Raw genomic sequence first — 26,404 nt, forward strand, 5'->3', positions numbered from 1 at the left:
AATGACCAAGGGAATTGAACTGGACCGTGACGCGTACCGAGATTTATACCTGTGCCGCGAGGCAGGCTGGTGCCCGGCGGCACCGATTGTGGTGGAGCACTTTCAAGAGCTCGTCCGCTACGACCGTTGCCGGATGCGGTGGACTATTACCCGTAAGGCGGCGGAGGCGATGGCTCGCTATGAGGAGAGCCAGGAGGGGTTAATCCATGACGAACCGTGAGATACCAACAAGCGTCAAACTCGACTACGGGACGTATCACGACCTTGTCACAGAAGCGAGCCGAAACAAATCAAAGCTAAGCCTTGTTGAGCGCCGCGCACTGGAGAGGATTGCCTGCGGCAGTCCCGTTCGCCCAATGCTGGTCATTGAGTTGCATCGCCAGGGCCTTATTCGAGTGAAGAAAGACAAATCCAAGTGGGTTCCCATCGATCCAACAGACCGTGGGCTGAAAGTACTGGCAGGGGAGAAGAAGTGAGTGACGCCTTAACCCCGTCTACGGATAGTTCCGTTGCCATCGGAGTGGCGGAGTTCATGCTCAGCTACTGTGGCCGTTTTGGCGACATCTGGCGTGCGCCAGAGAATCAGCATAAACAAGCCAGTGGCAGGTTTACCCCGACAGCGAACGAAGGCGATTTTGGCGTCGCAGAGGACGCTGCGGGCCGTGAAACCCAGGCGATCGCTGAAGTGATGCTGGTTAAGGCTAGAAAGGTCGAGCTTGATATCGCCGAAACCGGCCATGCCCTGATCCGGCCTATTGGCTATAGCACGGGAATGTGCCTCGACGAAGACGGTCACATAAAGGGCTGCATAGGCGCTGGCATCCATTTCAATGGCCAACTCGTTGCGGTCATCGGCCTTGATACCCCAGGCGTAGATCAGATTATCCGAGGTTGTGATGGTCGCCCTCTTGCCGATCGCATTCGTATCCTTAGCCAGCTCGTTCGCTTCTTCTGCGAGGCTGTTGGCTTCGCGAGCAACATTGACGCTTTCTCAAGCGGTTTCGTTAGCAATTTCCGTCTGGCAGCCAGTGATCTTCGCGATGCTGTTCGCGAGTATCGCGACAGTGAGACCGTCGACGACGCTATGCATTCCAAAGAACCCCAAGGCAACAAGGAGACAGAAAAATGAATGAGGCTTTGCGTGCCCAGGTGCGTGGCCGCACTCGACTCGCATGGGCAACAGGGATCGCTGGCCTTATCGGCGGTTTCATCTTCCATGCGTGGATCGCAATGCCACCAGTGTGGCTGGACCAGCTGCAGGCGGTGGGCTCATGCCTGTAAAAGTTCCCGTCGTGCCGTTTGTAGCCGTGGCAACCCGGCTAGGCGATCACCCGATTTTCGATTTCGTTTATTACATCTGCGAGCTGCTGGCTCGCGTCTAAGGAGACTTTCAATGACTGATAGATATTTTCGCCATGAAGAAGATAGGCGTGCCGACGAACGCGCCGAATGGCTGTCACTTGCTGGAATCATCGGTGTGGCCATAGCTGTGGTTTCTATTGCGTTTCTGGTGGCGTGGCTATGAGTGCGAATTTTGTGACCCATGTTGACAGGCACAGTGATGGCGTGCGAATCACACGTGTGCTGGGGGAGAAGAAATACAAACATCCGCCGAAGGTTTTCGAAATTGACCTTGGACCAGAAGAATTCCTTGAATTCGCTGAGGCTGTCTCGGAGGCAGCAACCGCGATGGTGGGGGATGACCTGCCATGAGTGAAGCACTGAAGATGCTGGAAGCTCACTCCATCGCTGCGATGGAATTGCTCGCTGTCTTGGAAAATGGAGATGTAGACGTCTCGGAGAAGCTTCGTGAAGTCTACGCTTTCACAGGCTCGACGGCCACCACTATCGCTGAACTCGGTGGGGATACCGAAGTTCAGGACCGGATCAGCGAGCTTGAGGCTGCGCTTGCTGACGCGACGAATCTGCTAGAAGAGCGCGAGAGTCAATGCCGAAACACTGCCAAACGCGCAATAGCAGCAGAGGCTCGAGTAACAGCACTAGAAGACGATCTAGCTGGCTTGGATCAGGAACATGCTAAGCAAATCGCGCAGTTCGAGAAGGTCAATAGCGGCCTCGAGAAAGAGCTCGAGCGCGCCGGACATGAGGTCGGAATCTCCGATGATGTGCCGACTGGCGTGGTAACCGCCCATAAACGCCTGGCTGAAGGCCTAAAGAAATACGGCGATGGTGACTACGAGGCGGCACTGAAGAAGCTAATCGTTGCGGAAAAAACACTGCAGAAAATTGATGGAAGGACATTCGACTATGACTGACAAGACGTTGATCTCTGAAGAGCTCGCTGAGCGAATTCATGGGATCACCCACACAGCGTGTGTCGGCTTAGTGGCTGCACTGACTGATGCTGGCGTAAATTACTCGCGTCATTTGTACCGCCTCCAGGCGGCCGAACCTGCCGTGGAGTCGATGGTTCGCGGGTATTGCGACGGTGAATTACGAGAATTCAACGAGTTCGTCGCCAAGAGCGAGGGCAATCATGTCTAGGGGAGGGAAGAACCTCTCCCGCTGCAAGTACTGTGGCGCGCCGATCAGGTGGGCGCCAACACGTTATGGAGCGCGCATGGCGGTGTCGGATTCGTCAGACCCGAAGGGAAGCATCATTTTCGATGACCGCTTCGCGGTCGCCCTGGGACCACAGGAGGCAGCCCTTGAACGGGAGAGAGGAAGTCTCCTCTTCTTGGCGCATGCGGCAACGTGCCCGGCTGCGAAGAGGTCCTCGACCTCGTCGCGAATGCCGGAAAGCGTGCGCCGGCAGGTGGAGGCGTTGAAGGAGGCTCGCCGTGGCCACAAGCGCTGACGAGTGGTGGGACTCCCTACCAGAAGAAAGGAAAACGCAGATCATGGGCTGGCTCGACCGCTCGCCAGGAATGGTCTCCGCGCCAGGCCAGCTCATGCTTTTAGCAGCAAAGGAGGATACAGATGCACATGATGGTGACGTGTGACTACCGAAGGCTCAAAGAGGCTTTGAACGCGGCCCTAGCTGTTTCTGGATCGGACCCGTTCGACATGATTCGGATATATCCACAGCTGGAGCTCAGCAGGCTAGGTGTGGCGGCAGCGTCTCCACAGAGTGTCTTTGTCGCTTTCGTCGATCTCGATTTCATGAAGGAAACTTCGTATGAGGTAGACGTTGCTGAAATCTCCGTGCAAGATGCAAAGGCGGTGAAAGCGCTGCCGATTCGAGCTCTTGACGACGAGGCCCCGATGGCAGGAATCGCCTTCTACGAAGACAAGATCGAACTCACGGATGAAACCGGTCTGGGATTGGGGATTCGGAAGATTTCTGTACGACGGCAGATGACCACCGATAGTGTGGCAGACCTCGTCCTTGCATCAGATCGTGCGCTCGCTATGGACTACCCGGACGCTCTTCCTCTTTGCAAGGAACAAGCGGCGCTTCTGTCCAAGGTACTGACCGCGCTTAAAAGCTCAGCTAGACTCAGCTACAAGCAATTAAGCCCTGGCGTATCGAAAGCCCGTGCCATAGGTGAAAACTTCCTTCTGACCGTACAGGCAGGTAAAGAAAAGAAGGAAGCGGGAAATCCCACCCTAGCGCACCAAGAATCACGGCAGGGGCCCATCCTTGAGATTGCACGGCCGACAGGTGGCATTGCGTGAGCAAGAAGCAGCTGCCATCATGGCGGGTATTCGAGGACCAGTTCAAACTCACCGGCGCGATATGTCGGCGCCCTGCGTTTCGGGAGACACCAAACCTGTGGGAAACCCCAGGGCGAATGAAACGCGAGGACTGCCTCGCCCGCTTCGAGCAAGCTGCTTCATTGTGCCGACGCTGCCCCGCTCTTGATGAATGCCGAAGACGCCGAGACGCACTTGCCGAGGCAGGGTTTGCCATCGATGGTGTCGTCGCAGGAGATATACCACTCGAATACTCAACGCATTGTCGTGGATGTGGCGTAAAGCTCGTAACAGCAAAGCAGAAGCCACCCGCAGGTGTGAAACGACACTGGCGAGCAGGGTACTGCAGAAAATGCTACGAGGCGCTGCGGAAGACGGCTCACAAATGATGAATAGACAGATCAAGGAGAATCGGAATGCCATGGCTGCGAATTGGGGACAACGTGACAACGCACCCCAAGATGGCGTCGCTTCTCGAAGCCACAGACTTCGATCACCAAAAGAAGCTCACCGTCTGGGCAGCCTTCGTTTCCCTTGCGACGATCTCCGCCGCACACCTACTCGATGGAGTCCTCGAAATGGGGGCACTAGCCCAAGTCGCGCCTGGCATGGAGAAAGAGATTCTCGATCTGATGGTTGCTGCCGAGTGGGCGAAGCGCGAGAAGGACGCTAGTGGCCGTTGGCATATCGTGCTTGACCTGTCCGATCCAGAGTTCGTCCATGCTAGGACGAAGGAAGAAGTTGAACGTGAAAGAACGAGAAGGAACGAAAACCGTAACCCTGAATTTGCTATTCCTGTTCGTGTACGCGATGGGGATAAATGCCGTTGGTGTGGCCATGCGGTCAATTTCAATGACCATAAGTCCAGTCGTGAGGGAACGATCGACAGTCTTACTAAGCATGAGGGATCGACCGTTGACACGATGGTTGTCGCGTGCCGTGGCTGTAATTCCGGTCGCGAACAGTCACCCGATAAATACGAACTTCTGCCGGAGCCGAAGATGCCGTGGTATCGCGACTCCACGATACGCTGGATCAACGCGCACCCGTATTCGGTGGCCAACGGAATCCATATTGACAACGGCCAACAAGAAATATCCATTGAAACCGAGCAGCAAAAGGAAGCGAAGCTTATAGGTCTTTCCAGTCCCGAAGAGGATATGCCCACGTGGGCTCAACCATCTGACAAGCAGGCAGCAGCTGAGCCTTGTACCGCAGCAGGCCCGGCCGACCAGGCAGCGCCGCGACCGCAGCAGTCATCGCAGCCAGCGATGGACAGCGCGACGCAGGAAGCGCCGGACGGCACAGAGGAAGCGCGACTAGCTCAAGCAGCGCCGCACAAGGCGACCCCGCAGCCAGCGGGTCCACGACAGTCAGAAGAAGAGCCAGCATGGATGCATAAATCGGTAGAAGAACTTCGCCAGGAGCAGGCAGCAGCTGAGCCTTGTACCGCAGCAGGCCCGGCCGACCAGGCAGCGCCGCGACCGCAGCAGTCATCGCAGCCAGCGATGGACAGCGCGACGCAGGAAGCACCGGACGGCACTGAGGAAGCGCGACTAGCTCAAGCAGCGCCGCAAACGGAGGAGAGCGACACCCCTAAATCAAAACCATATCCAATAACGACCGCCGGTCATCAAACTGACAATCGTCGGTTGCCCGGGTCGGGTCGGGTCGGGTCGGGTCGGGCATGGTCTGATCTGATCGGGCATGGATTGGAAGGGTTTGAGTCTAAAGGGCGAGGAAAGCGAGGTAAAAGAGGTAAGCGAGGAGGGAAGGATCGTGGATAAGGCAGATTGTTTTGTTCTGGTCGATTGCTTGAAGGCAGTTGTTAGGCTTGCGCCTTTGCTTGATGATCTGATGGTGCCTACTGTTCCAGCGGCTGGGTCGAATGCGGGAGCGCGTGTGCGCGTGGCAGGTTCACGTCCGCCATTGGTTGTGCATCCTCTGGATGTGAAGCTAGCGTTGGAGCCGCCGGTGTTTGGGTGGGCGGCGTGTCTCGCCGATGATCTCGGCGTGCCCCTTCGTGTTCCGCGTCGGCTTGATCTTCGTGCTGCGTGGATGGTTCGGCATCGTAGTGAGCTGTGTGCTCGCGAGTGGGCACCGACAGCACTCGACGAGCTTGTGGAGCCGGTGCGAATGCTGCGCGACGCGGTGGAAGCGACGCCGGTGGAAAAGCTGCTTAAAAAGCATCGAATAGAGCATTAGATAAGTAGGTGTTGTTGCAGGCAGGAGTGTATATTTGTACATGCCTTTGTGAAGTATGCGCTATGCTGGTCGCAAGCAACAAGAAGGGATTGATTTAGGTCCCTGATTGGAGGCTTTATGGGGAGAACTGCTGATCCGGTTTACCGTCGCCGTCGGGCGAAGGTGCTTGCAGGTGACGGTCTCATCTGTGCGTGGTGTGGCTTGCCGATAGACAAGTCGATTAAGGCACCTGACCCCATGAGTCCTTCGGCTGATCACATTGTTCCCGTCGCAGCAGGCGGTTCAAATCGTGGCCCGCTGCAGCCTATGCACCTTGGGTGCAACAAATCCGCCGGCGCTAAGGGATTCCGCCGAGTACCTCGAAAGCGTCGGCACGTGAGGGTGTGGTGACAAGGGTGGGTGGGGAGGGAACCCCTATAAAACCGCAGGTCACGAGAGGGCCCGCATAGCCATCGTACCCCCCCGAGTAAATGACCTTTACCAGGGACGATAGGGCAAGAAAGGAACCGGAAATGAGATTCTGCATCGCCTGCCGGACTCCACTCAGAGGCCGGCAGACGAAGTGGTGCTCAGATCGATGCAAAAAACGTGTTCAGCGCCACCCCGAGCGATACCCTGAATTGCAGCCCGGGACTGGTGGGGTACAGGTACGAAAGCGAGGCCTGGCCTCAGTTTTTGAAGCCGCATCCACGAACGAAGCACTCGCAACCTACCAGGCACTTCGTGATCGCCTAGCACTCGAGATCGACGAGTCAGACCAGCCACGTGACGTAGCTATCCTCTCCGCTCGGCTGGCCGATGTCGTCGAAAAGATAGACCTGCTTACCGACGTCGAAAAGGAGGGGTCAGCACTTGATGAGCTCAGACAGCGACGCCGCAAGCGCGCCGGGTAGCGTCGTAGGGTCGCAGACACCTAGCTTTATCGCGAAGCCGACACTGGTAGTGACTGACCACTATGACGGTGAAGATTTCATCGACTTAGCGGCTGCTTTCGGCCTGGAGGCAGACGAGTGGCAAGAAGGCGTTGTAACGGCGGCCATGGGCAGGACCGCAATCTGCGCGCTTGCTGCCCCCAAAGTTGCGTTGTCGGTTCCTCGTCAGAACGGCAAGAACGCGATCCTTGAAATTATTGAGCTTGGCCAGGCGGTGCTCATGGGCAGGCGGGTTATCCATACAGCCCACGAGGTTAAGACGAACCAGAAGGCGTTCAGGCGTCTCAAGGCTTACTTCGACAAGAAGGAGCTTAAGGCGCACGTCCGGCTCATTCGGCAAACGAATGGCCAAGAAGCAATCTTCCTGGATAACGGTGGCTCCATCGAGTTCATCTCGAGGTCGAAGAACTCCGGCCGTGGCTTCTCCGGAGACACTTTGGTATTCGACGAGGCTCAGCACCTTACCGACGAGACGGTCGAGTCGCTTCTGCCGATCATCTCCTCGTCGCCTGAACCACAGCAAATCTTCACTGGCACCCCGCCAGCCCCGAACGATCCCTATGGCGAGGTATTTCGACGCCTCCATGACACGGCTCATGAGGGCTCTGACCCGACCCTGCTGTGGATCGAATGGTCGGCAGCGCCCGAGACCGGGGATGCCGAGGTTGACCCGGACGATGAAGCGCTATGGCTACAAGCGAATCCGGCACTCGGGAAGCGAATCACAATGGGTGCAGTCCAGGCGGAGCGTTCAGCACTCAGTGAAGCGGGGTTCCGCCGCGAACGCCTGGGCTTGTGGGAACAGGAGCGAACAGCCCGCGTGCTGCCACTCGAGGATTGGCAGGCGTGCGCCGATGCCAATCTCGTCGATGATGGGGAGCCGGTTACCTTCGGTGTGGATATTTCGCCGGATCGCACGTGCGCATCTATTGCGGCGTGTGGCATGACAACGGATGGGCTTCCATGGCTGGATGTCGTTGAGAATCGACGCGGCACGACCGAGTGGGTGATTCCACGATTGAAAGCCATCCTTGAATCGCAGGAGGCAAGTGCGGTGCTTATCGACGTGTTGTCTCCCGCCGGGTCGCTCATTGACCCGTTGGAAGCCGCAGGCATTCGAGTATCGAAGATCGGTTCCAACATTATGGCCCGGGCAGCAGCGCAGCTTTATGACGGTGTCATGACGCACAGGATTCGGCATGTGGATCAGATTCCGCTGAATCTGGCGGCAGCCGGAGCTCGTAAGCGCAAGCTCGGCGACGCCTGGGCGTGGAACCGCTCGAACGAAGATACAGACATCACGCCACTTGTGGCGGCAACAATGGCTTTAACCGGCCGGACCTACAGCAAGCGGAAGCGGCCTGTGAAACTGAAACGAGAGCGTAGAAAGGTGGTGGTTTGGTGATAAGCGGGCTTTCTATCGACGAGAAGAAGCTACTGGAAAAGCTGGAAAACCAGCTAAAGACGCACGAAAAGCCTAACCAGGTTCATGAAGCCTACTACGACGGTTCCTTCGCGGCCAACCTTTTGAACATCTCAACCCCAAAGCACATCCAGCGCATGTTGCAAACCGTGTGTGGCTGGGCTGGCACGGCTGTGGATGTTCTCGAGGAGCGTCTCGACTTCCTCGGATTCACGGACGAAACACTCACCGACATTTTCGATGAGAACGCCCTCGACGAGGAATCGTCGCAGGTCCATCTAGACGCGATGATTTACGGAATTGGTTTTGTGTCTGTGACCGCAGGTCGCGCTGGGGAGCCGCCGCTGTTGATTCGTGGTCATGATGCGAAGAGTACGACGGGGATTCTTAATGGTCGTACTCGTCGCCTGGATGCTGCGTTGACGGTAACTGAGGTGAAGGATGAGCGGACGGTGGCTGAGTTGTGGCTACCGGACCAGATTGTCACTCTCGAGGCTGCCTACGGTGCCCCGTGGGTGGTGCTGGACCGTCAGTTTCACAGTTTGGGGATGGTGCCGTTGGTGCCGTTCGTTAACCGTGCCCGTACAGGTGCTCGCGGTGGGAAGTCGGATATTACGGCGGCGCTGAGGCGTTACACGGATGCGGCGGTGCGTACCTTGATTTCGATGGATGTCAACCGGGAGTTTTTCTCGGCGCCACAACGGTATGCGATTGGGTTGGATGCGAGTGATTTTGTGGGTCCGGATGGTGCCCCGATGTCACCATGGCAGATTCTCACGGGTCGTGTGTGGACAACAGGGCCGGTGGATGAGCTGGAGAAGGAACCTAAGTTGGGTGAGTTTTCACCTCAACCGGCTGGCCCGTTTTTGCAGCAGATTGAGGGGTTGGCGCAGTTGGCGGCTGCGGAGGCGGGACTGCCGGGGCATTACTTTGGGCTTCGTGGTGATCAGGCAACCTCGGCGGATGCGATTCGTGCGATGGAGGCCCGTTTGGTGAAGCGTGCTGAGCGGCGCCAGAAGTCGTTTGGGCGTGCCTGGTCACAGGTCGGCCGTTTGGTGGTTGCGGGCCGTGAAGGCGTGGATGCAAGCGAGGTTGGACTGTCGGGTACGAGGTGGGGTAATCCTGCCACACCGACGGTGGCGGCTACGACTGATGCGATGGTTAAGCAGGTGCAGGCGGGGGTGACGCCACAGAACTCGCAGGTGGTGTGGGACCGGTTAGGGTACACCCCGGCGGAGCAGCGCATCATGGCCACGGAGTTGCGGGAGCGTCAAGCTGCTGACCGTGCAGCCATCATGGCCGGAATCGCCGGAAATAGCCCTGGTGTGGCGGTTGATGAGGCTGCTCGTTCTGCAGCACGTGCAAGTCGTGACCTAGGTGGTGAGCAATGACCTACCGAAGTGACTACGCATTGTCTCTCGATGGGCTGCGCACACTTGCCCAGCGTGACTTGCTTGCGTGGTGGAAAGAAACAGAAGGCTTAGGGTTCATTGAGCAGAAGCGTCTCCTGTTGGAGCCGTTCGCTTCGATTGTTGCCCAGTACGGTGAGCAGGCCGCGTACGCTGCAGCGGATTATCTTTTCTTGGAGCGCTCTTTGGACGATACACTGCGTGAGCTGGAATACCCGGAGATTGCTAACCCTGTTGGCTTCGAACAGGCCAAGGGCGCCTACCAATCGGCAATGTGGGTTGACAACGTTGAGGATACTGCGGCTCGATCGTTGGCATTGCAGAAACTGCAGGGTATTACGAACCGGCTAGTAGCGGCACCCGCCCGTGAAACAGTTGGGTTGGCAACGCTGAAAGCTGGAACAATGTATGCCCGCGTGCCGGAGCCTGGGGCGTGTGCGTTTTGTTTAATGCTGGGGTCGCGTGGTGCTGTCTACAGCAAGGACACGGTTTTTAAGGAGATGGAGCAGTATCACGATAATTGCAGGTGTTTGGCGATCGAGTCAAAAACTGAGAATGATCTGCCACGGGTTAACCGTGATTTGATGGACTTGTCCGATACCCTTAACAAGGAGTTTGGCCATTCTGTCACGGTTAATGATTGGCGGCAGGTGATGACAGCCCGCCGCCAGCAGGCGGGGCAGAATGTTAAATGGCCGAGGTTACAGTACTGCCGCATTCCCCATTACCGAGGTGATGGAATGTCCCGGGTGTTTCCTGGTGAGAAGCTACCGCCATTGGATAAGATGCCGGGCCATGTGTTGCATGGGTGGAAGGATCTTAGTGAGGGGGATAAGAAGCGTTTAGCTGAGGGGAAACCTGTTCGAGGGTGGCCTCATGATGAGAGTCTGGCCGAGGGTCACAGGTGGGACTCAGAGCGTCCGCGTGCGTCGAAGTTCCCCAAGGACTGGACAGACCAAAAGATTGTCGATGCTGTGCGAGATACGCTAGAAGATCCGGATAGCTTTTATTCGACCACGGTGCGGCGTCAAGTATGGAAACAGGTGGATGGCATACTAATCATGGTTCAATACGATGTATTGCCAGATGGTAAAATTAAGTTCAACACGGCTCATCCGGTTTCTCATGAAAGGAAGAAGGCGATGCGAAATGATTGATGACTTCGAAGTCTATCAGCGTGTGTCGGAGCTGCTTTCTGATTCTGTTGATCGTGAGGGAGCAGAATTATCTGTTGAATCCGGGGAACCCGAGTCAGCTATTTCTGGTCTTTTGGATGAGGCCTACACTTCCGATGCTTTGTCTCAAGAAGTCATTGACTACGTTCAGAGCATTTACACTGATGGGCCGGTTATTGAAATGTTGGATGCGTTGCGCATGTTTGAGAATCAGTAGCAGGGCATTTCGGGGTCGTTATAGGCCGCCACCCACGGTGGCGGCCTTTGTTATGGAAGGAGGAGATTTCCTATGGTGATCGTGAAAGATGATTCGCAACCAGAGGAGTTGGCTTCGGCCCACAAGTCCGCCGCCGATAATTCGTCAAGCAGTGGGCTTATGGGACGAATTGATGAGATTCTTGATCGTGTTACTACTGGGGATGACCCGTTTGTCGCAACTCGGCGTTATAAAGAATCTCGTACGTGGTGAATGCTTGCTCTAAAAGGATTGTGACGATCCTTTCTGTGGAGACTTCTTTACCTTCTAGTGGTTCGATTTTGTCTAGAAGGCGTAGTAAGTACTCGCTGCTAAGCGCATGTTTAGGTGTAAGGCGCCCGGTGGACTCTAGTTCGTTCCGCTTCTTTTTGCTGTACCCGGGTACGAACGTGTGATTGTATTGTCCCGTTTTTTGGCCTCCTTCCTTGTAAGGAGTGATTTTTAGCGCTGTTGGTAGCCACACCCGGTTCGAGGCCGGGGAGCGCACGACCCCCAACTGCCCCTGGTGGGTGGGTTGGGGTTTTTCTATGCCCATTTGTTTTTCCCAGGAGGAAATAGCCCATGGATGATTCCAAATCCACCCCGGCCACTGAGTCTGCAGATCAGGCCCAGGACCACACCGACGAGACCACTAACTCGGAGGAGCAGCAGGACACGTTTGACCGGTCGTATGTGGAAAAACTGCGTAAGGAAGCAGCCAAGTACCGTAACCAGGCGAAAGAGCTGGAGCCTTTAGCGAAGAAGATGCGTGAGCTTGAGGAGTCGAAGAAGTCGGACCTTGAGAAAGCTCGTGAACGTATCGCAGAGCTGGAGGCTGCTGAAGCCTCCGCAAAAATGCAGGCCCTGCGGTCACAGGTAGCGGCATCCACAGGGGTGCCGGTCGATTTCCTGCCAGATAAGGGTGATGAGGAATCCTTGACGAAGGCGGCTGAAGCCTTGACGTTGTGGGCAACAAAGCAGGCCCCCGAAAAGAAGCGAATCCCGGAGTCTAATGCTGCGGGTCGCAATGCCGAGGTGAGTGATCGTGATGCGATTGCCCGGCAAATCCTCGGGATTTAAACCCCCTAACATGAAAGGAGCCATATCTCATGGCAACTATTACCGAACAGACCCTCCTGGGTGATGGAGGCAAGGGACTCCTTCCCCGGAGTGTGTCTAACGAAATCTGGAAGGAAGCCACCGCAGAGGCGATTGTGCCGTCTCTGGCTAGGGCACATCCGGTGATTCTGGGTGAAAACCTGATTCCTGTGCTGACGAAGCGCCCGGCCGCGTCCATCATCGGCGAGGGGAAGAGCAAGCGGGACTCCGAACTCGAAGTGACTGCCAAGTCCATCAAGCCGATTAAGGCGGTCGTGGGTCTGGAGTTCACGATCGAGACGATTCAGAAGAATCCTGCGGGTGTTCTCGACTTGATGGCGGCGGAGCTTTCCTCTGCGCTGTCTCGCCAGATTGACCTCGCGGTACTCCACGGTCGCCAGGCATCTGATGGTGCTGAGCTCTCCGGCGATCCGGAGTATCTTGCCCAGACCAAGAACACGGTCACCATCTCCAATGACGCTGCGAAGGTCGACGCCGAGCTCTGGGAGGGGTACAACAAGGTCGTTGACGGCGATAAGGCTGTCGGCTTCACGGGGTTTGCCCTTGATCCACGCCTGGTTGGTCTTGTGGCCAACGCCCGCGACAAGGAAGGCCGCCGCATTAACCCGGATATTCCGATGGGCGGCACAGTCGCAACCTACGCCGGCCAGTCTGTCCGCGTATCCCGCGCGGTATCCGGCCAGGTCGACGCTTCCAAGGACACCAACATTCGTGGCTTCGGCGGTGACTGGAACGCCCTGCGCTTCGGTCGCGCGCTCGACATCGGACTCAAGCGCATCGAGTACGGTGACCCCTTCGGCAACGGTGACCTGCAGCGTCGAAACGCTATCGCCTACATGACCGAGGTCATTTTCGGTTGGGGAATCATGGACCTTAGTGCCTTCGTCAAGTACGAGGTCAAGCCGAAGTTGACAACGTCTGCTGGCTCTTCAAGCTAGGGGTAGGAGGGGACACGCATGACTGTGAAGATTGCCATCTCCGATGTTCTCGCGTTCAACCCCGACCTTGATGAGAAGGTCGTCGGCATTCTTATTAAGGATGGGTTGGCGATGGCGCGCCGGGTCGCGCCGTGTATTGACGAGGAGGAGTTTCCGTTCGCTGATGCTGCTAATGCGATCATTCGTGGTGCGGTGCTTCGTTGGGCGGAATCTGGTCCCGGTGGGGTGACCAGTGAGTCGAAGACGGCGGGGCCGTTTGCGGTGCAGACAAGCTTCGACAATAGGCAAACTCGCCGGTCGCTGTTTTTCCCCTCTGAGATTAAGGAGCTCGAGGGGCTGTGCCGCAGTCGTAAGGGTGGGCCGGGGGCAGTGGACACGTTGCCGGCGGCGAGGAACCGGTGTGCCGGGGATTGCACGTATCTTGTGGGGTCGGTCAATTCACCGTGCCAGGTGTGTCGTGAGACGATCCGTGAAGGTTTGTGGTGGTGACCGTGGGGTTTGTGCCGTTGACGCACACAGTAGAGGTTTCCCAGGTGGAAACCGTTACTGACCGTCTCGGGAACGAGCGTCCAACCCCGGGGCCGTTTCATCCCGTGCAGGTTGCGGGGTGGGCTGTCACCAAGGTGGAGGAAACCACAGGCGAGTCTGTGCTGCGCACCGTTGACCAGCTCGACGTTTATACGCCTACCCCGTTCGAGCCGGGGGCGAGTATCCGTCTCCCCGATGGGGGTGTGTGGCAGGTCCAAGGCAACGCGGAAGACTACCGCAACGGGCCGTGGTGGAACCCCGGCCTGGTCGTCGTTCACGCGAGAAAGGTGGCAGGATGAAGTCAACTGTTCGACTCAACGACACTGACAGTATCGAGTTCGACTGGAGCCAGTTCTCGGCGCTCCGCAAGGAGGGGCAGAAACTGGCTGTGGCAGCCGGTGAGGTGATTCGCGGCCGGGCGGATAGTTATCCGCAGGCGGCATCAACGAAGCGGTACAGGGTGCGCAAGGGTGCGAACATTTCGGCGATTGTGGAGCCTGCGACGCCGCATGCGAAGAACTCGAATGCGAAGCACAACACTTTGCTGAAGATTCTTGGGAGTATGTGATGGTTACTGCGCTTGAGCTTGTGATTTCCGCTCTTCGTGGGGTGGTTGGGGTGCCAGTGTTTTCGCTGGTTCCAAGACATCCTCCGCCGTTGTTCGTGCGTGTGGAGCAGGCCGCGCCGCAGGCGTTCTCCCCATCGCATGACCGGGTGATGATCATCGCCCAAGTCTATGGGCAACACCCCCAGCTCGAACAGGTACTAGACATCGTGGCAACATGTCGAGATTACCTTCGGTTCCAACTCGACCACGACGTACCAGCAATCGTGGGCTATTCCGAGGTCTCCGGGCCAGTGGAATTCCCAGACCCCGACATTGCCGAGACGCACACGCGCTGGCAAATCGTCGGAAATGTTTATCACGCTCTCGTATGACGCGGGAGCTTTTTTCATGGAAGGAAAAATTGATTATGGCTGATGCACGTAATCGCGCCAATGTGATCGTTGGCGCACCAAACACTAAGGCCTCCGGTGGTCTCCTTTTGGGTGAGGTGGCCAAGGACACCACGAATTACCCGAAGAACGCCAAGGATGCGCTCAACCCAGCGCTTGGGCTGAAACCCGCCGGGTTCATCGGGGAGGATGGCATCACCAAGACGGTGGACCGCTCCACCGAGAAGATCAAGGACTGGAACAAGGACACCGTCATTGTTGTGGAAACCGACCACAACGTGACGGTGAAGCTGACGTTCCTTGAGACCAAGAACCCTGACGTTCTCAAGGCCGTGTACGGCAAAGATAACGTCACCGCGGCCGGGGGCTCCGTCCAGATCACCGACTCTGCCGGTGAGCTCCCCCACTTCTCGCTTGATGGTGAGCTCAACTGTGGTGAAGGTAAGGCCGGCCGTATCTTCATCCCCGATGGTCAGGTCACCAGTGTTAGTGACCTGACGTTTAAGAAGGATGACGTTGTCCGCTACGAGGTGGAGATTGAGTGCTTTGCCGATAAGGCAGGCAAGAAGTTCTACGCCTGGTTTGACGATGCCCCGGCCGGTACCGCACCGGCCGAGCATGGTGGCACCCCGTCTGAGGCCGCCTAAAAGATGGCCCTGCCGTACCGGGAGACGCGGCAGGGCCTACCCCCAATGTCTCCCCAATTTTCTACCCCCACTAGTGAAAGGTGTCTCCCATGACTGAAAAGTTCTACTGGCCCGTCGGCAAAAAGAAGCTGGTCCTTCCGAAGTTCGGCAATCTGCCGATCGGCATCATACGGAAGCTGCGCAACGAATCGGAACTTGAACAATTATTCCTGCCGTTTGAAATCCTATTCAAGGATGAGCCGGAGCAGCTCGACCTTTTTGACACAATGACCCAGGCCGATGTTCTCAAGCTCATGACCGCGTGGCAGAAGGACTCCGGTGTTGAGATGGGGGAATCCACGGAGTCTTAAGGCTCCTTGATGATCCGTCAAAACGCCGCGCCCTCGAATCCGACCTACTCCGCGCCGGGCTACGGCTGCGGTGGTTCGGGGTGGGGAACCCGGACTATCAGTGGGGTGATTTGATCGCGTTTATCTCAGGCCTCCGTAAGGATTCCGTCCTCGTGCGTGAAGTCCTCGGCGAGGACGAGACGTGGACACGGACTGATGATTTGCTCGCCATTGTGGCGGATCGGTTGGCGATCATTCACTACGCGTTGACAGCGCGTAAGGGTGATGATCCGCCGCCTTTGCTGTCACGGTTCGCCAACGGCGGCCACGACCTTCCAGCCGACCAGGTTGAGGACCTGGCCGAGTTGGCAGAGCGCAATACTTCGGGGGCGTATACGGCCGAGGTGACATCTGTTGAGGAGACGGCCCGCCGGTTGGGGTGGACGATTTCCGCCACATAGTTTTAAGGAGTGTGCTCATGGCTGTTGATTTGGCCACCGCGTTTATCCGTATTGTGCCCCGCACGGAGGGCATGCAGAAGTCCATTACTGCCGCGTTCAAGGACATGGGTAAACTCGGTGAAACCGCTGGCAAGGATCTTTCGGCGGGCATTGATAAAACCTTGGCTAGTGGGGTCAAGGGCTCCGGTAAGCCGGTGGGTAAGGAGCTCGGCAAGGACATCGACACTGCTCTGCAGGCAGCGGTCAAGGGGGCCGGGAGTAATGCTGGCAAGGAAGTGTCCACAGAGTTCGATAAGACTGCCAGTGCTGGTGCTGAGAAAGCCGGGCAGAACTTCGGGTTGCGGTTTACCGGCGCTCTCAAGGGCCTAGGATTTGGGACACTCGCAGGTGTGGGTATGCAGGCCGTGCAGACCCTCACCGGTGGCATGTCCAACCTGGTCTCTGAAGCGGTGGCCGCGTCGGATGCGACGGATAAGTTCAAACAGACCCTCAACTTCGCCGGCCTGGACACTGGTGCCATTGACAAGGCAACAAGTGCGGCACAGACCTACGCCGACCAGACCGTCTACGAGCTCGCGGACATTCAAAACATGACCGCGCAGCTCGCCGCTAACGGCATCCAGGACTACACCGGACTGGCGGAAGCAGCCGGGAACTTGAACGCTGTCGCCGGTGGTAACGCGGAAACGTTCAAGTCTGTTGGCATGGTCATGTCCCAGACCGCAGGCCAAGGCAAGCTCACCACCGAAAACTGGAACCAGCTTTCCGACGCCATCCCCGGTGCGTCTGGTCGGTTGCAGAAAGCCTTGGAGGAGGCCGGCGCCTACACCGGAAACTTCCGCGACGCCATGCAAAAGGGCGAGATCACCGCCGACGAATTCAACGATGCCGTCATGAAGATCGGCTCGGAACCGGTTGCCGTGGAGGCCGCAGAATCAACCTCCACATTCGAGGGCATGATTGGTAACCTCCAGGCCGCACTCTCTGGCGGACTTGCTGAGGCGTTCAACCAGCTCAAGCCTTATATTGAAACGTTTGTTAATGGTCTAACAACTGCCGCCGAAACCGCGATCCCTATGATGACCGACGCCCTCGAAGCAGCAATCAACGGCACGAAGGACTTCATTGGTTTCGTCCAAAACATCCCCACCATCATGGGCGATCTCGCCGGCTGGGTAGAAGACAACAAAAACCGCATCCTTATCGCAGCTGCCGCCATCTCACCCGTCGTGGTGCCCATCATGATGGCATTGGCAGCACAGTGGACTCGTGCCGGGATCGCAGCCACCGTGTCCGCAGCCCAACAGGTCGCAGCATGGGTATCAACCCAGGTGCAGGCCGTGCGCGCCGGGGCTGTCATGGTGCTCAACCTGTGGAAGACGGGTGCTGGCTGGATTAAGGCTGGCGCTCAGGCGATGCTTGGCGCTGCGAAGATGGCCGCGGCATGGATTATCGCTAAGGGTAAGGCGGGCTTGTCTCTTGTAGCGTCTATCGCGGCTGTGGGTGCCGGCTGGATTAAGGCTGGCGCTCAGGCAATGCTTGGCGCTGCGAAGATGGCGGCCGCATGGTTTGTTGGCCTTGGCCCCATTGCGTGGGTGACCACTGCTGTTGTGGCTGTGGGTGCTGCTTTGTGGGCCTTTTTCACAAAGACGGAGACCGGCCGGCAGATGTGGGCTAGCTTCACTGAGTTTTTGGGCCAGTGTTGGGAGGGGATTAAGCAATTTTTCTCTGATGGATGGGCAAAAATGCAGGAAACTTTTTTCTCCATTGGGGAAAGGGTGGAGGAGGTCAAGCAGTTTTTCTCAGGTCTTGGTGAGTCGATTTCATCCGGGTGGAGCGCTGCTGTTGATGGTGTTTCAACCAAGTGGGGTGAGCTGACTGGCGCGTTGTCGAGCGCGTGGGATTCCATTCAGTCCGTGTTCGCCACTGGGTGGGAAGCGCTCAAGGCTGGGTTTTTCTCCTTGTGGGAGACAAGTGTGTCTGCGGTGCAGACCGCGTGGGATAACGTGGCTAACGGCTTGTCTTTGGCGTGGGAGATGGTGAAGCAGGCGTTTCAGAATGCGTGGGACTTCATCAATATGGTGGTTTTCGAACCGTTTAAGGCTGCGTTCAGTGTGGTTCGTGCAGTGTTCTCCGGTGACACAGAGGGCATGAAGGTCGCCTTCACCATGTTCAAGGTGGCAATTCACAACGCGATTGAGGCAATTAAGGGCCGGTTGAATACTCTCGTTGACGGATTCAAACAGATCCCGGGAAAGATTCGCTCCGCTTTTGCCAATGCTGGAAACTGGCTTTTGGATGCTGGCAAGTCCATTATCCGTGGTCTGGGTGATGGTATCCGTGCCATGGGTGGCCACATTGCCGACGCGATCCGTGCTGTTGTGCCGGATTCCCTGGAACGCTTCGTACCAGGCTTACAGTTCGGCGGGATTATCCCGGCATTTGCTCGTGGAGGGGTTCTCCCCTCCGTACCAGGTGTGCCACGCTCTCAACGGGATCCGATTCTTGGCTGGTCGACGGAGAAGAAGCAGCCGGTAGCCAGGGTGGAGCCTGGCGAGTTCATCGTCAACCGTGACGCCACAAGGAAGAACCTGCCCCTTTTGGCCGCAATCAACAGCGGTGTGGTCCTCGGCAAGAAGGGTGATTTCGGTCTGCCCGGCTACGCCGATGGCGGTGTTGTTGGGTTCGATGACGTCATGAAGTTTATTCGTGGCGGTTCTGTTAACGGGAAGAAAGCGCCACGCTCTCTGGAGGGTGCCCCCTACGTGTGGGGTGGTGGGCTGCTTGCGAACTGGGGTGACTGCTCTGGTGCCATGAGTGGTATTGCTGCCTTCGTCACCGGGATGGCGCTTGCTGGCAGGAAGTTCGCCACCATGAATGAGGGCGCAGTCCTGTCCCAGATGGGCTTCAAGCGTGGCACCTCCCCCGGCAAGAATGCGTTTGAGGTCGGATTTTTTAATGGTGGCCCCTACGGTGGCCACACCGCTGGCACCCTGTACGACCAGAATGGGCAGGGCACCGATGTGGAGATGGGTGGCAGTCGTGGTAATGGTCAGATTGGTGGCCGTGCTGCGGGTGCCCGCCATGCCCAGTTCCCGAACCGCTACTGGACCGGACTGACTGGCAGTTCCTCGTTTGATTCGGTGGAGTCCACCAGTGTGGACGGTATGACCGTCTCCGGTGGGGCAACAAAATCGAAGCGGAGCATTGACTGGGGCACGGCGTCAGCGCTGGCATCGGAGTGGGAGAAGAAGGCACACCGTGACGCCGCACTGCGGAAGTACCTGCAAAAGGCACGCGTGTACGACACCGGCGGCATCTTGCCGACCGGTGGCCTGGCAATGAACCTTGGCAAGCCTGAGATCATTTGGCCTGCTGAAGCCACCAACGCGATGATGCAGATGGCGAAAACCTCGCCACAATTCGCCCGCGCCATGGATATGCTGGCCACGGCCGCACCGGGTCTAGCACAGGCGATGAACAAGCTTGTGGCCGTGGACTACGTGTCTTTGCAAGACGAGCTCATTTCCGCCGTGCAAGGCGACGATGATGGCTACGGCGCGTTGGCGTCGCTCATCGGCGAGCAGCTGGCGGAAAAGGTCACCACCAAGCTTGCGTTCATCGGCGACCAGGTGCGTGACATGGCAGCCGGAACCTCCATGCGAGAATACTTCGCCGGTCTCGACGCAACCGACTCTGTGAAGCTCGCTGACCGCGTCGGCTCCATCTTTGGTGTGGACGGCATCAACAAGACCTTCGGCGGTATCACTGAGGGCTTCGAATCCATGGAGGACGCGGCCATCGGTCAAGTTGATGCAGCCGATGCTGTCACACAAGCGGAGAAGAACCTGGCGGAGACCCGCGAAGAATACGCGAAAATGCTGGGCGAGACACCGGAGGCATCGAAGAAAACGATGCGCCGTATCGAGGATGCTGAGGCTGCTGTGGCGAAGGCCCGCAAGTCGGGTAACGCGGACCAGGTTGCTAAGGCTGAAAAGAAACTGGCGCGAATTCGTAAGGATGCCGCCGATGAGATGAGCAAGAGTGGCGAGAAGTCCTCTGATAATCTCATCGCTGCCCAGAAGGCCGTGTCTGAGGCTGAGGACGACCGGGCAAAGGCTCTCGGTGCGGCTAAGCTGGCGGCACAGAAGACCGGGCAGGCCCAGGTGGAGATGATTCTGCAGATCGCCGAGTCTGTCATGAAGGCGATCGAATGGGTGTCCGGCAAGGTCACCGACACCATTGGCGCGATGAGCAAGGCCTGGGGTGTCATTGCCGATGGGTACAAGGCCATGGGTGAGGTGGCGAAAGCTGTTGCAGAACTTAGGCAGAATGTTACCGGGCTCATTATCGACCAAGCATTAGCCCAGGTGCAGTTGGCGGCTGCTGTTCGCGGTGTGCGGATTGCACAGTTCGACAGTGTGCAGGCCCATCTTGATGGTGCGAAAACGATAGCTGAGGTGCAGGCTGCGTTTGATGCGCAGCGCCGGGCAGACATGCGACTGGCCGCCGCTAATTACACGGATTTGTCCCTGGCCTATGACAGGTTCCGAGGGGGCCTGGCGGCGGGGAACAAGGACGCTTTGGATCAGATGGCAGCCTGGTCCGATAAATCCCACGCCCTGTACTCTGACCTGTTGGCAGCCCAGGTGGGCCAACAGCTGGTAGAGAAGAAAGCGCAGCAAGCGACGCTGGAGGCCACCTATAAGCACACGATGGCTGCGCTGGATTTACAGGATGTGACCGCAAACCTGCAGGTTGCGTCTAAGAAGCTGGCGGTTGCCTCCGGGAAGGCGTTTGGTGTGGATCAGGTTGGCGCCACAGTGGGGCAACGCTATGCGGAGCTTGTGTCTGAGAAGGCGAAGCTCACAGCTGACCAGGCCTCGGCAAAAACATGGATGAATCCGGTGGCGTGGTTTACGACGATGCCGGAGAATCAGCGCCGAATCGAGCAGATTAACGCGCAGCTTAAGCAGCTGGAGGCTAGTAAGGAGTTCCAGAAGCTCGACCCGAACCTTGTGGCCGAAACCCGGCGCATGGTCTCTAAGGCCGGTGCGATGGGCTTCTTCGGCATGGGTGGCTCGGTGGAGTCGATGGTGAAGAACTCGTCGATTGGGGACGCGGCACGCGCCCTGGATGAGATGGAGTTCGAGAACTCCCTTATCGACATTAAGGCGCAGAATGACACATACCGGGCGAAGATCAAGAAGTCTATGGCTGAGCTCAAGCACCGTGAGCAGCTCAACCCGCTGGAGACGGAAATTGAGGGCCTGAAGCGTGAACAGGATTCCCATAAGACGTGGGCTGAGTATTGGCGCACAGGTGATGAGAACATTCGTAAGTCGCTGGCTGATTTGGCGAAGTTCCAGGCGGATGCCGCCACGGAGTTGAAGACGATGGCGCGGGAACCGGCCAAGGTTGTCCAGATACAGGGTGACCGGTTCTCTGGTGATCAGCTGGAGGCTGCGTTGACAGAGTTGGGGGTTCGTGTGGAGCGGTTGGAGAATCCTCGCCCGTCTGGTGCTCAGGTGGCAGCACTGTTGCGATAGGAAGGAATTAGTACGTGGAGTTGCGTTATATCGCCCCCAGCGGGGCAGAATACCGCCTGTTGGATGGTTCCGATGGTGAGCCGTTCATTGCGGCGGAGTCTTTGACCGGCCTGGTGGGTGTGTTTGAGGACACGCCGGTGTCTGTGATTGGAGCGCCCGGCGGCCGAGTGGATTTCCGCGACCGGGTAGTTAAACCCATGGAGGGCGGTTTTCAGTTGGTGGTGTTCACTCGGGAGCAGTGGGCTAAGGCGCGCCGGGATTTCTCCACCCGGCAGCCGGGGCTCCTTGTGCTTATTGGGGAGCGCCGGTTTGAGTTGCCGGTCCGCTTGTCGGCGTCACTTCCAGCACCGTCCACTGTGCCGAGTGCAGGCACAGCATTGGAGGTGGCGCTTGTTGCTGACGGTGGCGTGTGGCTGTCCACTGGGAAGGGCACTGGGACTGTCACAGTGACGAATTGGGGAGATGTGCCAGTATGGCCAAAAATCGTGTTCTCGGGTGCCGGAAAGGTGACTTTGCCGTCCGGCACCACTATCCCGTTGCCTTCAGTGACGGGTGAGCATGTTCTCGACCTGTCACGTGGTGGAGCTGGAACCGCCGTCAATGTGGTGTCAGGTTCACGGGTTCCCGTTGATGCAGTGGCCGAGATGGTCCCCGTCGGTGCCACGAGGACATTCCGCACCGAGGGGCCGGTACGTCTCGAGTGGAAGATTGGAGTTTTTGACCCATGGATTTAGGTGAGTGGCGCAAACACATTAATGCTGTGGTCGCCGATGAAGGCCAATGGGTGGGTGTACTCGATGAGAACGGTCTGCCCATCTACGAGCTCGGACAGTTGGTGTCTGTGTCGTTTCCGGAGCAGCGCCTGTCCGCATCCTCCATCGAGATCACCGTGAGAGTGTCGCCCGGTGACCGGGTGGTGAATGACCTCATCGGTGAAGGGCTTGGCGTGATGGATAGTGAGGGCCGGCTGGTGCCTGCAGCTGGTCCCACGCGGCTGATCTGCCTGGTGCGCGGTGGTGAGCGTCGCGTGGCAACGGTGACACACACGGTTGTGTCTGGCGGGTTGGCGCCAACCTTGGTCACGGTTCATGGTGTCGACCTTCTTGACGGGCTGGCGTGGTGGCCGTGCCCATCAATTCCCGTCCAGTGGCAGGCAGGCAAATTCACCACGTGGAAGACGGACGCGTCTGGTGAACCATATTCGACGCCACGTGTGTTAGCGCAGGTTCCCTTAAGCACGCGGGCGGACGGCTACACGAAGAAAGGCCCAGCTAGGAAAATATTGAGAGAGCTCGTGCAGGATTCCTTCGACGCCGTCAACACTCTCATGGGCTGGTCCGACCCGCACGCCTTCGTCGAATTTGACACCACGGAAGACACGTCGCCGGAAACACTGGTCCGTGTCAATGATGACCCCATCTGGGGCACCATTTCGGAACCCGCACGGGCTGCCGGTCTTGGTGTGGAGGTGCGCCTGTGGTGGCCAGGCGACACGCCAATACGTGTACGCACCAGTCGAGAACCCACCCAATTCGCACTGCGGGAGTGGGATCACCCGGTGCAGATTGTACGAATCAACATGCTCAAGGAGGCATAGGAAAATGCAACCGCTCATCGCTGATGGGGGAGAACTCACCGTGCTCCGCTCCCTGGCTGCCTGCTCGTATGGCCGATGGTCAGTAACGTGGCCGGAGTCCGTCCCCGAGGACCAGCGCCCCACACTGCCGGATGACCAGGAATTCGGATACGTCTCGCAGCTTAAAACCACGCCCGGCCGTATGGGACGCCGGTTCGTCCGCACCGACGTGTCCATCACTGCCGCAGACTACGGCGTCGACGGGAAACCCCTGCCATACTCTGGGGCCAGTGACGTGGAAACATCCCTCGATGCCGCTACAAAACGTACCTCCGGCGAAGTCTTTTTCGAGCGGGAGGTAACCCGCGCCGGGCTTAATGGTCTTATCCCGCGCCGTGACTTCGACGTTGATGACCTTATTCCTGTCCAAATCTGGGGGAAGGTCGTCACAGCCCCTGTTACCTCGATTACAGACGTGTCTGAGCAGGGTGCGGTCATTGATTGGCGGGTGCATGTTGGCGGGTCTTTGTTGGCGGATAGTGCTGCCCGGCAAAGGTCAAACAGGGAGATTGAGGCGGCGATAGCCCAGGAGCGTCGAGAACGGCTCAAAGACGTTGGTGACGCTAACGCAAAAGCCGAGTCTGCTTATGGTGAGGCTGTTGCTGCTAGGCGGGATGGTGTGGTGGCTAGGTCTGATGCTGCGGCGGCGAAGGATGCAGCGGGGCGGGCTGTGACGGAGCAGGTGTTTGAGTTCGCGGCGGGGGCGTCTCGTGTGGAGGCACCTGTGTCGGGGTGGTCGCAGGCCTATCCTGGGGATGAGGCTGGTGTGGTGTGGCAGCGGTCGGTCACCTATTTTGGTGATGGCCGTGTGGAGCGTGGCCCCGCTGTTGTGACAACAGGCGCGCCGGGGCAACCAGGCCCTCAGGGGCCTAAGGGGGAGCCGGGTGCTGATGGTGTGCCGGGCAAGAACGGGGTGGGGGTGCGTGACACCACCATCACGTATGCAGCGTCTGCCTCTGGCACCCAAGCCCCCACCTCTGGGTGGGGGATACAACCCCCGGCTAGTGTCCCGGCAGGCCAGTTTGTTTGGACCAAAACTACCCTCCGCTACACCGACAACACCACCGAAGACATTTACACAGTCGGCAAGATCGGCGAAACCGGCCCCCAGGGTCCGCGTGGTGCAACCGGTGCCCAAGGCCCGAAGGGGGCTACGGGTAGTGATGGCCGCCCGGGTAAAGACGGCACGAAACTCACCTCCACCACCGTGACCTATGCTGTGTCCACCTCCGGAACCCGGGCCCCGTCGTCCGGGTGGCAGGTGCAGCCACCGGCCGCCGCGCCGGGCCAGTTCATGTGGACACGGTTCGTGTGGACATACTCGGATGGAACCTCCGAGACTGGGTACTCTGTGGGCAAGATCGGTGACACTGGGCCACGTGGACCCCAGGGGGCGAAAGGCAATACCGGCGCCACAGGCCCCCAGGGTCCGCAAGGTCCTCGTGGTGCTACGGGTTCCCGGGGTGTGTCGACTACATCGGTGACGCATTTTTGGCGGTGGGCTGGGTCGAAACCGGGCACACCGCAGGGCACTGGTAACCCATCGGGCTGGTCCACGTCGCAGCCTGCCTACCAGGTGGGTCAGAAACTGTGGGTGACAATCCGCACCCTGTTTTCTAATGGAACCGCCACCTGGTCCCCTGTGACTGAGGAGGCATCCGTGTCTGCTGCTACCGCTATTTCTGCAGAGGCTGCGAACACGAAAAACCGAGTCTGGTACGCAGCCCGCGACCCCGCCGCTCGTGGTGCGCTCCCCGGCGACACATGGTTTAGATACTCCGGCAACACGATTGTGGGCCAGTGGCGGTGGACCGGCACAAGCTGGGTCACACAAACCATTGGTAACCAGGTGATAGCTAACCTGGATGCGGGAAAAATCACCTCCGGTATTATCGACGCGCGCCGTATTGGTGCCGAGACTATTGACGCGTCAAAAATAAAAGCGGATTCCATCACCGTTAGGGAGCTTCGAGCTGGCACAATAGTTCCAATTGGCACCTCGCTTATAGTTTCCGAGCCACCTAGGTCGTGGGCGGCACCGGAGCCGATCTGGTGGCAGCAGCCAGGCCTTGGCACCGTCGTTGATGGTGCGACCGGGAAATACGCAGCCCCATTAGGCAATCGATACAAATACTCGCAGGGCGGCACCACTGCCCCTCCTATGCGCTTAGTGAAGGTGCAGCCCGGCAAGAAATACCGGCTCCGCTTTTGGACATGGGCGTTCGACGCTGGCTCCCGCCTTTATATTGAAATGCGGGATAAGAACGGGGCGTATGCTGTGAAATCCGGTGCCGTCTCTAGCTACGTCACGCCGAAGAAGAAAACCGGCAATTGGGGCGGATGGGCCGGACCCCGCTGGGATTACACAGGCTCAGCTAGAGGATCATATCTGGTGGAAAATTTGGAGGTGCCAACAACTCCCACCCTTATAGAATCCACCATAGCGTTTAATCCGGAGGTTGAATGGGTCAAACTCGCCAAATTCTATTGGAGTCATCCGAACGGTGTAAAAACTGTCCAATATCTCGCCGGTCTCACCCTCGACCTGGATGTTATCGACCAGGCGCAAATCGACGCAAACCAATCTGCTCAGATTGCTATTAACAAGAAGAATATCGAGCTACAGGCCGCTGTTAGCGAGTTCCTGCGACTACAGCGCAGCTTCGATCATGCGACTAATATTTACCGCGATAATCTCATTGACGCCACCAGAACACGGCTGATAAATGCCTCACCTAGTTCAGGTGATTGGACAAAGGTAATTACTAACGCCGGCCTAAAGCTCGAATACGAAGGCAATAATTTTAATCAGATCCGTATCCGCTCAAAAACATTTATAGGCACTGCCGTCGCCGTCGGAACCTTCACAGGCGGAACGCCGTTTATATCTGTCTGCAACTTCGCCCCCGGCGACCTGGATCACCTGTACATAGTGGAGCCACGTGGGAAAACTCTTTATGAGCTGGCACTCATTCTCTCCCCCCGCTTCTCACTCGAGGAGCCAAGCAACCTTATCTCTTTACGACAGCAGCTGCTTTCTTCTCAAAACAAAATCCGAGCAGTGAGCGACGAGCTCACAGCACTCGTCGCTCGGAAACCATAACAATGACATGCATCTCACTGATCTCGTTGCCCCTGCTCGGGTCGTAGCTCTTCTTCGGGAACACCGTAGTCATTATCGGTGAGGCTCCTTTCAAATCAGAG

31 protein-coding genes are annotated in these 26,404 nt (G+C 57.8%); all 31 read left to right on the forward strand.

What is annotated here, in order from left to right; all coding sequences use genetic code 11:
- Position 1 precedes the first annotated feature (1 nt).
- The 31 genes from CGLUCO_RS03655 (at position 2) to CGLUCO_RS03805 (ending at position 26,303) form a co-directional block, all read left to right on the forward strand.
- The gene (locus tag CGLUCO_RS03655) at positions 2–220 is read left to right on the forward strand and encodes a hypothetical protein (protein ID WP_143336958.1); all 219 of its coding nucleotides are present in this window, start codon (positions 2–4) and stop codon (positions 218–220) included.
- The gene (locus CGLUCO_RS03660) at positions 207–476 is read left to right on the forward strand and encodes a hypothetical protein (RefSeq protein ID WP_084036970.1); all 270 of its coding nucleotides are present in this window, start codon (positions 207–209) and stop codon (positions 474–476) included. Before CGLUCO_RS03655 ends, CGLUCO_RS03660 begins: the two co-directional genes overlap by 14 nt.
- The gene (locus CGLUCO_RS03665) at positions 473–1,129 is read left to right on the forward strand and encodes a hypothetical protein (protein ID WP_084036972.1); all 657 of its coding nucleotides are present in this window, start codon (positions 473–475) and stop codon (positions 1,127–1,129) included. Before CGLUCO_RS03660 ends, CGLUCO_RS03665 begins: the two co-directional genes overlap by 4 nt.
- Positions 1,126–1,281, forward strand: a complete 156-nt coding sequence (locus CGLUCO_RS03670) for a hypothetical protein (protein WP_159447604.1) — start codon at positions 1,126–1,128, stop codon at positions 1,279–1,281. Before CGLUCO_RS03665 ends, CGLUCO_RS03670 begins: the two co-directional genes overlap by 4 nt.
- 112 nt (positions 1,282–1,393) lie before the next feature.
- On the forward strand, positions 1,394–1,525 hold the full coding sequence (locus CGLUCO_RS03675) for a hypothetical protein (RefSeq protein ID WP_260322432.1): 132 nt from the start codon (positions 1,394–1,396) through the stop codon (positions 1,523–1,525).
- 41 nt (positions 1,526–1,566) lie between these two features.
- On the forward strand, positions 1,567–1,713 hold the full coding sequence (locus tag CGLUCO_RS03680) for a hypothetical protein (protein ID WP_159447605.1): 147 nt from the start codon (positions 1,567–1,569) through the stop codon (positions 1,711–1,713).
- The gene (locus CGLUCO_RS03685; protein WP_084036974.1) at positions 1,710–2,276 is read left to right on the forward strand and encodes a hypothetical protein; all 567 of its coding nucleotides are present in this window, start codon (positions 1,710–1,712) and stop codon (positions 2,274–2,276) included. Before CGLUCO_RS03680 ends, CGLUCO_RS03685 begins: the two co-directional genes overlap by 4 nt.
- Entirely contained in the window at positions 2,269–2,505 is a 237-nt protein-coding gene (locus CGLUCO_RS03690; protein WP_084036976.1) for a hypothetical protein, read from the forward strand. The genes CGLUCO_RS03685 and CGLUCO_RS03690 overlap by 8 nt, the downstream gene beginning before the upstream one ends.
- Entirely contained in the window at positions 2,498–2,818 is a 321-nt protein-coding gene (locus CGLUCO_RS03695) for a hypothetical protein (RefSeq protein ID WP_301387086.1), read from the forward strand. The genes CGLUCO_RS03690 and CGLUCO_RS03695 overlap by 8 nt, the downstream gene beginning before the upstream one ends.
- Positions 2,802–2,963, forward strand: a complete 162-nt coding sequence (locus CGLUCO_RS03700; RefSeq protein ID WP_159447606.1) for a hypothetical protein — start codon at positions 2,802–2,804, stop codon at positions 2,961–2,963. Before CGLUCO_RS03695 ends, CGLUCO_RS03700 begins: the two co-directional genes overlap by 17 nt.
- Entirely contained in the window at positions 2,947–3,639 is a 693-nt protein-coding gene (locus tag CGLUCO_RS03705) for a hypothetical protein (protein WP_084036978.1), read from the forward strand. Before CGLUCO_RS03700 ends, CGLUCO_RS03705 begins: the two co-directional genes overlap by 17 nt.
- Positions 3,640–4,073: 434 nt before the next feature.
- Positions 4,074–5,444, forward strand: a complete 1,371-nt coding sequence (locus CGLUCO_RS03710; RefSeq protein WP_198481435.1) for a hypothetical protein — start codon at positions 4,074–4,076, stop codon at positions 5,442–5,444.
- A 163-nt stretch (positions 5,445–5,607) separates the two neighbouring features.
- On the forward strand, positions 5,608–5,862 hold the full coding sequence (locus CGLUCO_RS03715; RefSeq protein ID WP_143336894.1) for a hypothetical protein: 255 nt from the start codon (positions 5,608–5,610) through the stop codon (positions 5,860–5,862).
- Between the two features lie 620 nt (positions 5,863–6,482).
- A complete protein-coding gene (locus CGLUCO_RS03720) occupies positions 6,483–6,755 on the forward strand; it encodes a hypothetical protein (RefSeq protein WP_143336892.1) in 273 nt (90 codons plus the stop codon).
- A 49-nt stretch (positions 6,756–6,804) separates the two neighbouring features.
- Entirely contained in the window at positions 6,805–8,199 is a 1,395-nt protein-coding gene (locus CGLUCO_RS03725) for a terminase TerL endonuclease subunit (protein ID WP_232621878.1), read from the forward strand.
- On the forward strand, positions 8,196–9,608 hold the full coding sequence (locus tag CGLUCO_RS03730) for a phage portal protein (RefSeq protein WP_232621877.1): 1,413 nt from the start codon (positions 8,196–8,198) through the stop codon (positions 9,606–9,608). Before CGLUCO_RS03725 ends, CGLUCO_RS03730 begins: the two co-directional genes overlap by 4 nt.
- Positions 9,605–10,783, forward strand: a complete 1,179-nt coding sequence (locus CGLUCO_RS03735; RefSeq protein WP_084036422.1) for a VG15 protein — start codon at positions 9,605–9,607, stop codon at positions 10,781–10,783. Before CGLUCO_RS03730 ends, CGLUCO_RS03735 begins: the two co-directional genes overlap by 4 nt.
- Positions 10,776–11,018 carry a hypothetical protein gene (locus CGLUCO_RS03740; protein ID WP_084036421.1) on the forward strand — a complete coding sequence of 81 codons (243 nt, stop codon included), beginning with the start codon at positions 10,776–10,778 and terminating at the stop codon, positions 11,016–11,018. The genes CGLUCO_RS03735 and CGLUCO_RS03740 overlap by 8 nt, the downstream gene beginning before the upstream one ends.
- Positions 11,019–11,618: 600 nt before the next feature.
- Positions 11,619–12,116: a hypothetical protein gene (locus CGLUCO_RS03745; RefSeq protein ID WP_084036419.1), complete on the forward strand. Its 498-nt coding sequence runs from the start codon at positions 11,619–11,621 to the stop codon at positions 12,114–12,116.
- Positions 12,117–12,145: 29 nt separating this feature from the next.
- Entirely contained in the window at positions 12,146–13,093 is a 948-nt protein-coding gene (locus tag CGLUCO_RS03750) for a phage major capsid protein (RefSeq protein WP_084036418.1), read from the forward strand.
- An 18-nt stretch (positions 13,094–13,111) separates the two neighbouring features.
- A complete protein-coding gene (locus CGLUCO_RS03755) occupies positions 13,112–13,582 on the forward strand; it encodes a hypothetical protein (RefSeq protein WP_084036417.1) in 471 nt (156 codons plus the stop codon).
- Positions 13,579–13,920 carry a hypothetical protein gene (locus CGLUCO_RS03760; RefSeq protein WP_084036416.1) on the forward strand — a complete coding sequence of 114 codons (342 nt, stop codon included), beginning with the start codon at positions 13,579–13,581 and terminating at the stop codon, positions 13,918–13,920. The genes CGLUCO_RS03755 and CGLUCO_RS03760 overlap by 4 nt, the downstream gene beginning before the upstream one ends.
- The gene (locus CGLUCO_RS03765) at positions 13,917–14,189 is read left to right on the forward strand and encodes a hypothetical protein (RefSeq protein WP_084036415.1); all 273 of its coding nucleotides are present in this window, start codon (positions 13,917–13,919) and stop codon (positions 14,187–14,189) included. Before CGLUCO_RS03760 ends, CGLUCO_RS03765 begins: the two co-directional genes overlap by 4 nt.
- An 89-nt stretch (positions 14,190–14,278) precedes the next feature.
- On the forward strand, positions 14,279–14,560 hold the full coding sequence (locus tag CGLUCO_RS03770) for a hypothetical protein (protein WP_143336890.1): 282 nt from the start codon (positions 14,279–14,281) through the stop codon (positions 14,558–14,560).
- Positions 14,561–14,595: 35 nt separating this feature from the next.
- On the forward strand, positions 14,596–15,225 hold the full coding sequence (locus CGLUCO_RS03775) for a phage tail tube protein (protein ID WP_084036413.1): 630 nt from the start codon (positions 14,596–14,598) through the stop codon (positions 15,223–15,225).
- Positions 15,226–15,314: 89 nt separating this feature from the next.
- Complete coding sequence (locus CGLUCO_RS03780; protein ID WP_084036412.1) at positions 15,315–15,575, forward strand: hypothetical protein; 261 nt, start codon at positions 15,315–15,317, stop codon at positions 15,573–15,575.
- A 152-nt stretch (positions 15,576–15,727) separates the two neighbouring features.
- On the forward strand, positions 15,728–16,015 hold the full coding sequence (locus CGLUCO_RS03785; protein WP_143336889.1) for a hypothetical protein: 288 nt from the start codon (positions 15,728–15,730) through the stop codon (positions 16,013–16,015).
- A 17-nt stretch (positions 16,016–16,032) separates the two neighbouring features.
- On the forward strand, positions 16,033–21,564 hold the full coding sequence (locus CGLUCO_RS03790) for a tape measure protein (protein WP_084036410.1): 5,532 nt from the start codon (positions 16,033–16,035) through the stop codon (positions 21,562–21,564).
- A gap of 14 nt (positions 21,565–21,578) precedes the next feature.
- Positions 21,579–22,298, forward strand: a complete 720-nt coding sequence (locus CGLUCO_RS03795; RefSeq protein ID WP_084036409.1) for a hypothetical protein — start codon at positions 21,579–21,581, stop codon at positions 22,296–22,298.
- Positions 22,289–23,161 carry a hypothetical protein gene (locus CGLUCO_RS03800; RefSeq protein WP_084036408.1) on the forward strand — a complete coding sequence of 291 codons (873 nt, stop codon included), beginning with the start codon at positions 22,289–22,291 and terminating at the stop codon, positions 23,159–23,161. The genes CGLUCO_RS03795 and CGLUCO_RS03800 overlap by 10 nt, the downstream gene beginning before the upstream one ends.
- A 4-nt stretch (positions 23,162–23,165) precedes the next feature.
- Positions 23,166–26,303, forward strand: coding sequence for a collagen-like domain-containing protein (locus CGLUCO_RS03805; RefSeq protein WP_084036407.1), 3,138 nt, complete (start codon positions 23,166–23,168; stop codon positions 26,301–26,303).
- Positions 26,304–26,404 lie beyond the last annotated feature (101 nt).

Source organism: Corynebacterium glucuronolyticum DSM 44120 (assembly GCF_030440595.1).
GTDB classification, from domain to species: domain Bacteria; phylum Actinomycetota; class Actinomycetes; order Mycobacteriales; family Mycobacteriaceae; genus Corynebacterium; species Corynebacterium glucuronolyticum.

What these genes read in the sequence shown, in the direction of transcription:
- CGLUCO_RS03710 (WP_198481435.1), top strand. Translation starts at nt 4,074, where the DNA reads ATGCCATGGCTGCGAATTGGGGACAACGTGACAACGCACCCCAAGATG.
- CGLUCO_RS03660 (WP_084036970.1), top strand. Translation starts at nt 207, where the DNA reads ATGACGAACCGTGAGATACCAACAAGCGTCAAACTCGACTACGGGACG.
- CGLUCO_RS03690 (WP_084036976.1), top strand. Translation starts at nt 2,269, where the DNA reads ATGACTGACAAGACGTTGATCTCTGAAGAGCTCGCTGAGCGAATTCAT.
- CGLUCO_RS03675 (WP_260322432.1), top strand. Translation starts at nt 1,394, where the DNA reads ATGACTGATAGATATTTTCGCCATGAAGAAGATAGGCGTGCCGACGAA.
- CGLUCO_RS03755 (WP_084036417.1), top strand. Translation starts at nt 13,112, where the DNA reads ATGACTGTGAAGATTGCCATCTCCGATGTTCTCGCGTTCAACCCCGAC.
- CGLUCO_RS03740 (WP_084036421.1), top strand. Translation starts at nt 10,776, where the DNA reads ATGATTGATGACTTCGAAGTCTATCAGCGTGTGTCGGAGCTGCTTTCT.
- CGLUCO_RS03800 (WP_084036408.1), top strand. Translation starts at nt 22,289, where the DNA reads ATGGATTTAGGTGAGTGGCGCAAACACATTAATGCTGTGGTCGCCGAT.
- CGLUCO_RS03745 (WP_084036419.1), top strand. Translation starts at nt 11,619, where the DNA reads ATGGATGATTCCAAATCCACCCCGGCCACTGAGTCTGCAGATCAGGCC.
- CGLUCO_RS03765 (WP_084036415.1), top strand. Translation starts at nt 13,917, where the DNA reads ATGAAGTCAACTGTTCGACTCAACGACACTGACAGTATCGAGTTCGAC.
- CGLUCO_RS03805 (WP_084036407.1), top strand. Translation starts at nt 23,166, where the DNA reads ATGCAACCGCTCATCGCTGATGGGGGAGAACTCACCGTGCTCCGCTCC.
- CGLUCO_RS03655 (WP_143336958.1), top strand. Translation starts at nt 2, where the DNA reads ATGACCAAGGGAATTGAACTGGACCGTGACGCGTACCGAGATTTATAC.
- CGLUCO_RS03695 (WP_301387086.1), top strand. Translation starts at nt 2,498, where the DNA reads ATGTCTAGGGGAGGGAAGAACCTCTCCCGCTGCAAGTACTGTGGCGCG.
- CGLUCO_RS03775 (WP_084036413.1), top strand. Translation starts at nt 14,596, where the DNA reads ATGGCTGATGCACGTAATCGCGCCAATGTGATCGTTGGCGCACCAAAC.
- CGLUCO_RS03780 (WP_084036412.1), top strand. Translation starts at nt 15,315, where the DNA reads ATGACTGAAAAGTTCTACTGGCCCGTCGGCAAAAAGAAGCTGGTCCTT.
- CGLUCO_RS03685 (WP_084036974.1), top strand. Translation starts at nt 1,710, where the DNA reads ATGAGTGAAGCACTGAAGATGCTGGAAGCTCACTCCATCGCTGCGATG.
- CGLUCO_RS03750 (WP_084036418.1), top strand. Translation starts at nt 12,146, where the DNA reads ATGGCAACTATTACCGAACAGACCCTCCTGGGTGATGGAGGCAAGGGA.
- CGLUCO_RS03735 (WP_084036422.1), top strand. Translation starts at nt 9,605, where the DNA reads ATGACCTACCGAAGTGACTACGCATTGTCTCTCGATGGGCTGCGCACA.
- CGLUCO_RS03670 (WP_159447604.1), top strand. Translation starts at nt 1,126, where the DNA reads ATGAATGAGGCTTTGCGTGCCCAGGTGCGTGGCCGCACTCGACTCGCA.
- CGLUCO_RS03790 (WP_084036410.1), top strand. Translation starts at nt 16,033, where the DNA reads ATGGCTGTTGATTTGGCCACCGCGTTTATCCGTATTGTGCCCCGCACG.
- CGLUCO_RS03705 (WP_084036978.1), top strand. Translation starts at nt 2,947, where the DNA reads ATGATGGTGACGTGTGACTACCGAAGGCTCAAAGAGGCTTTGAACGCG.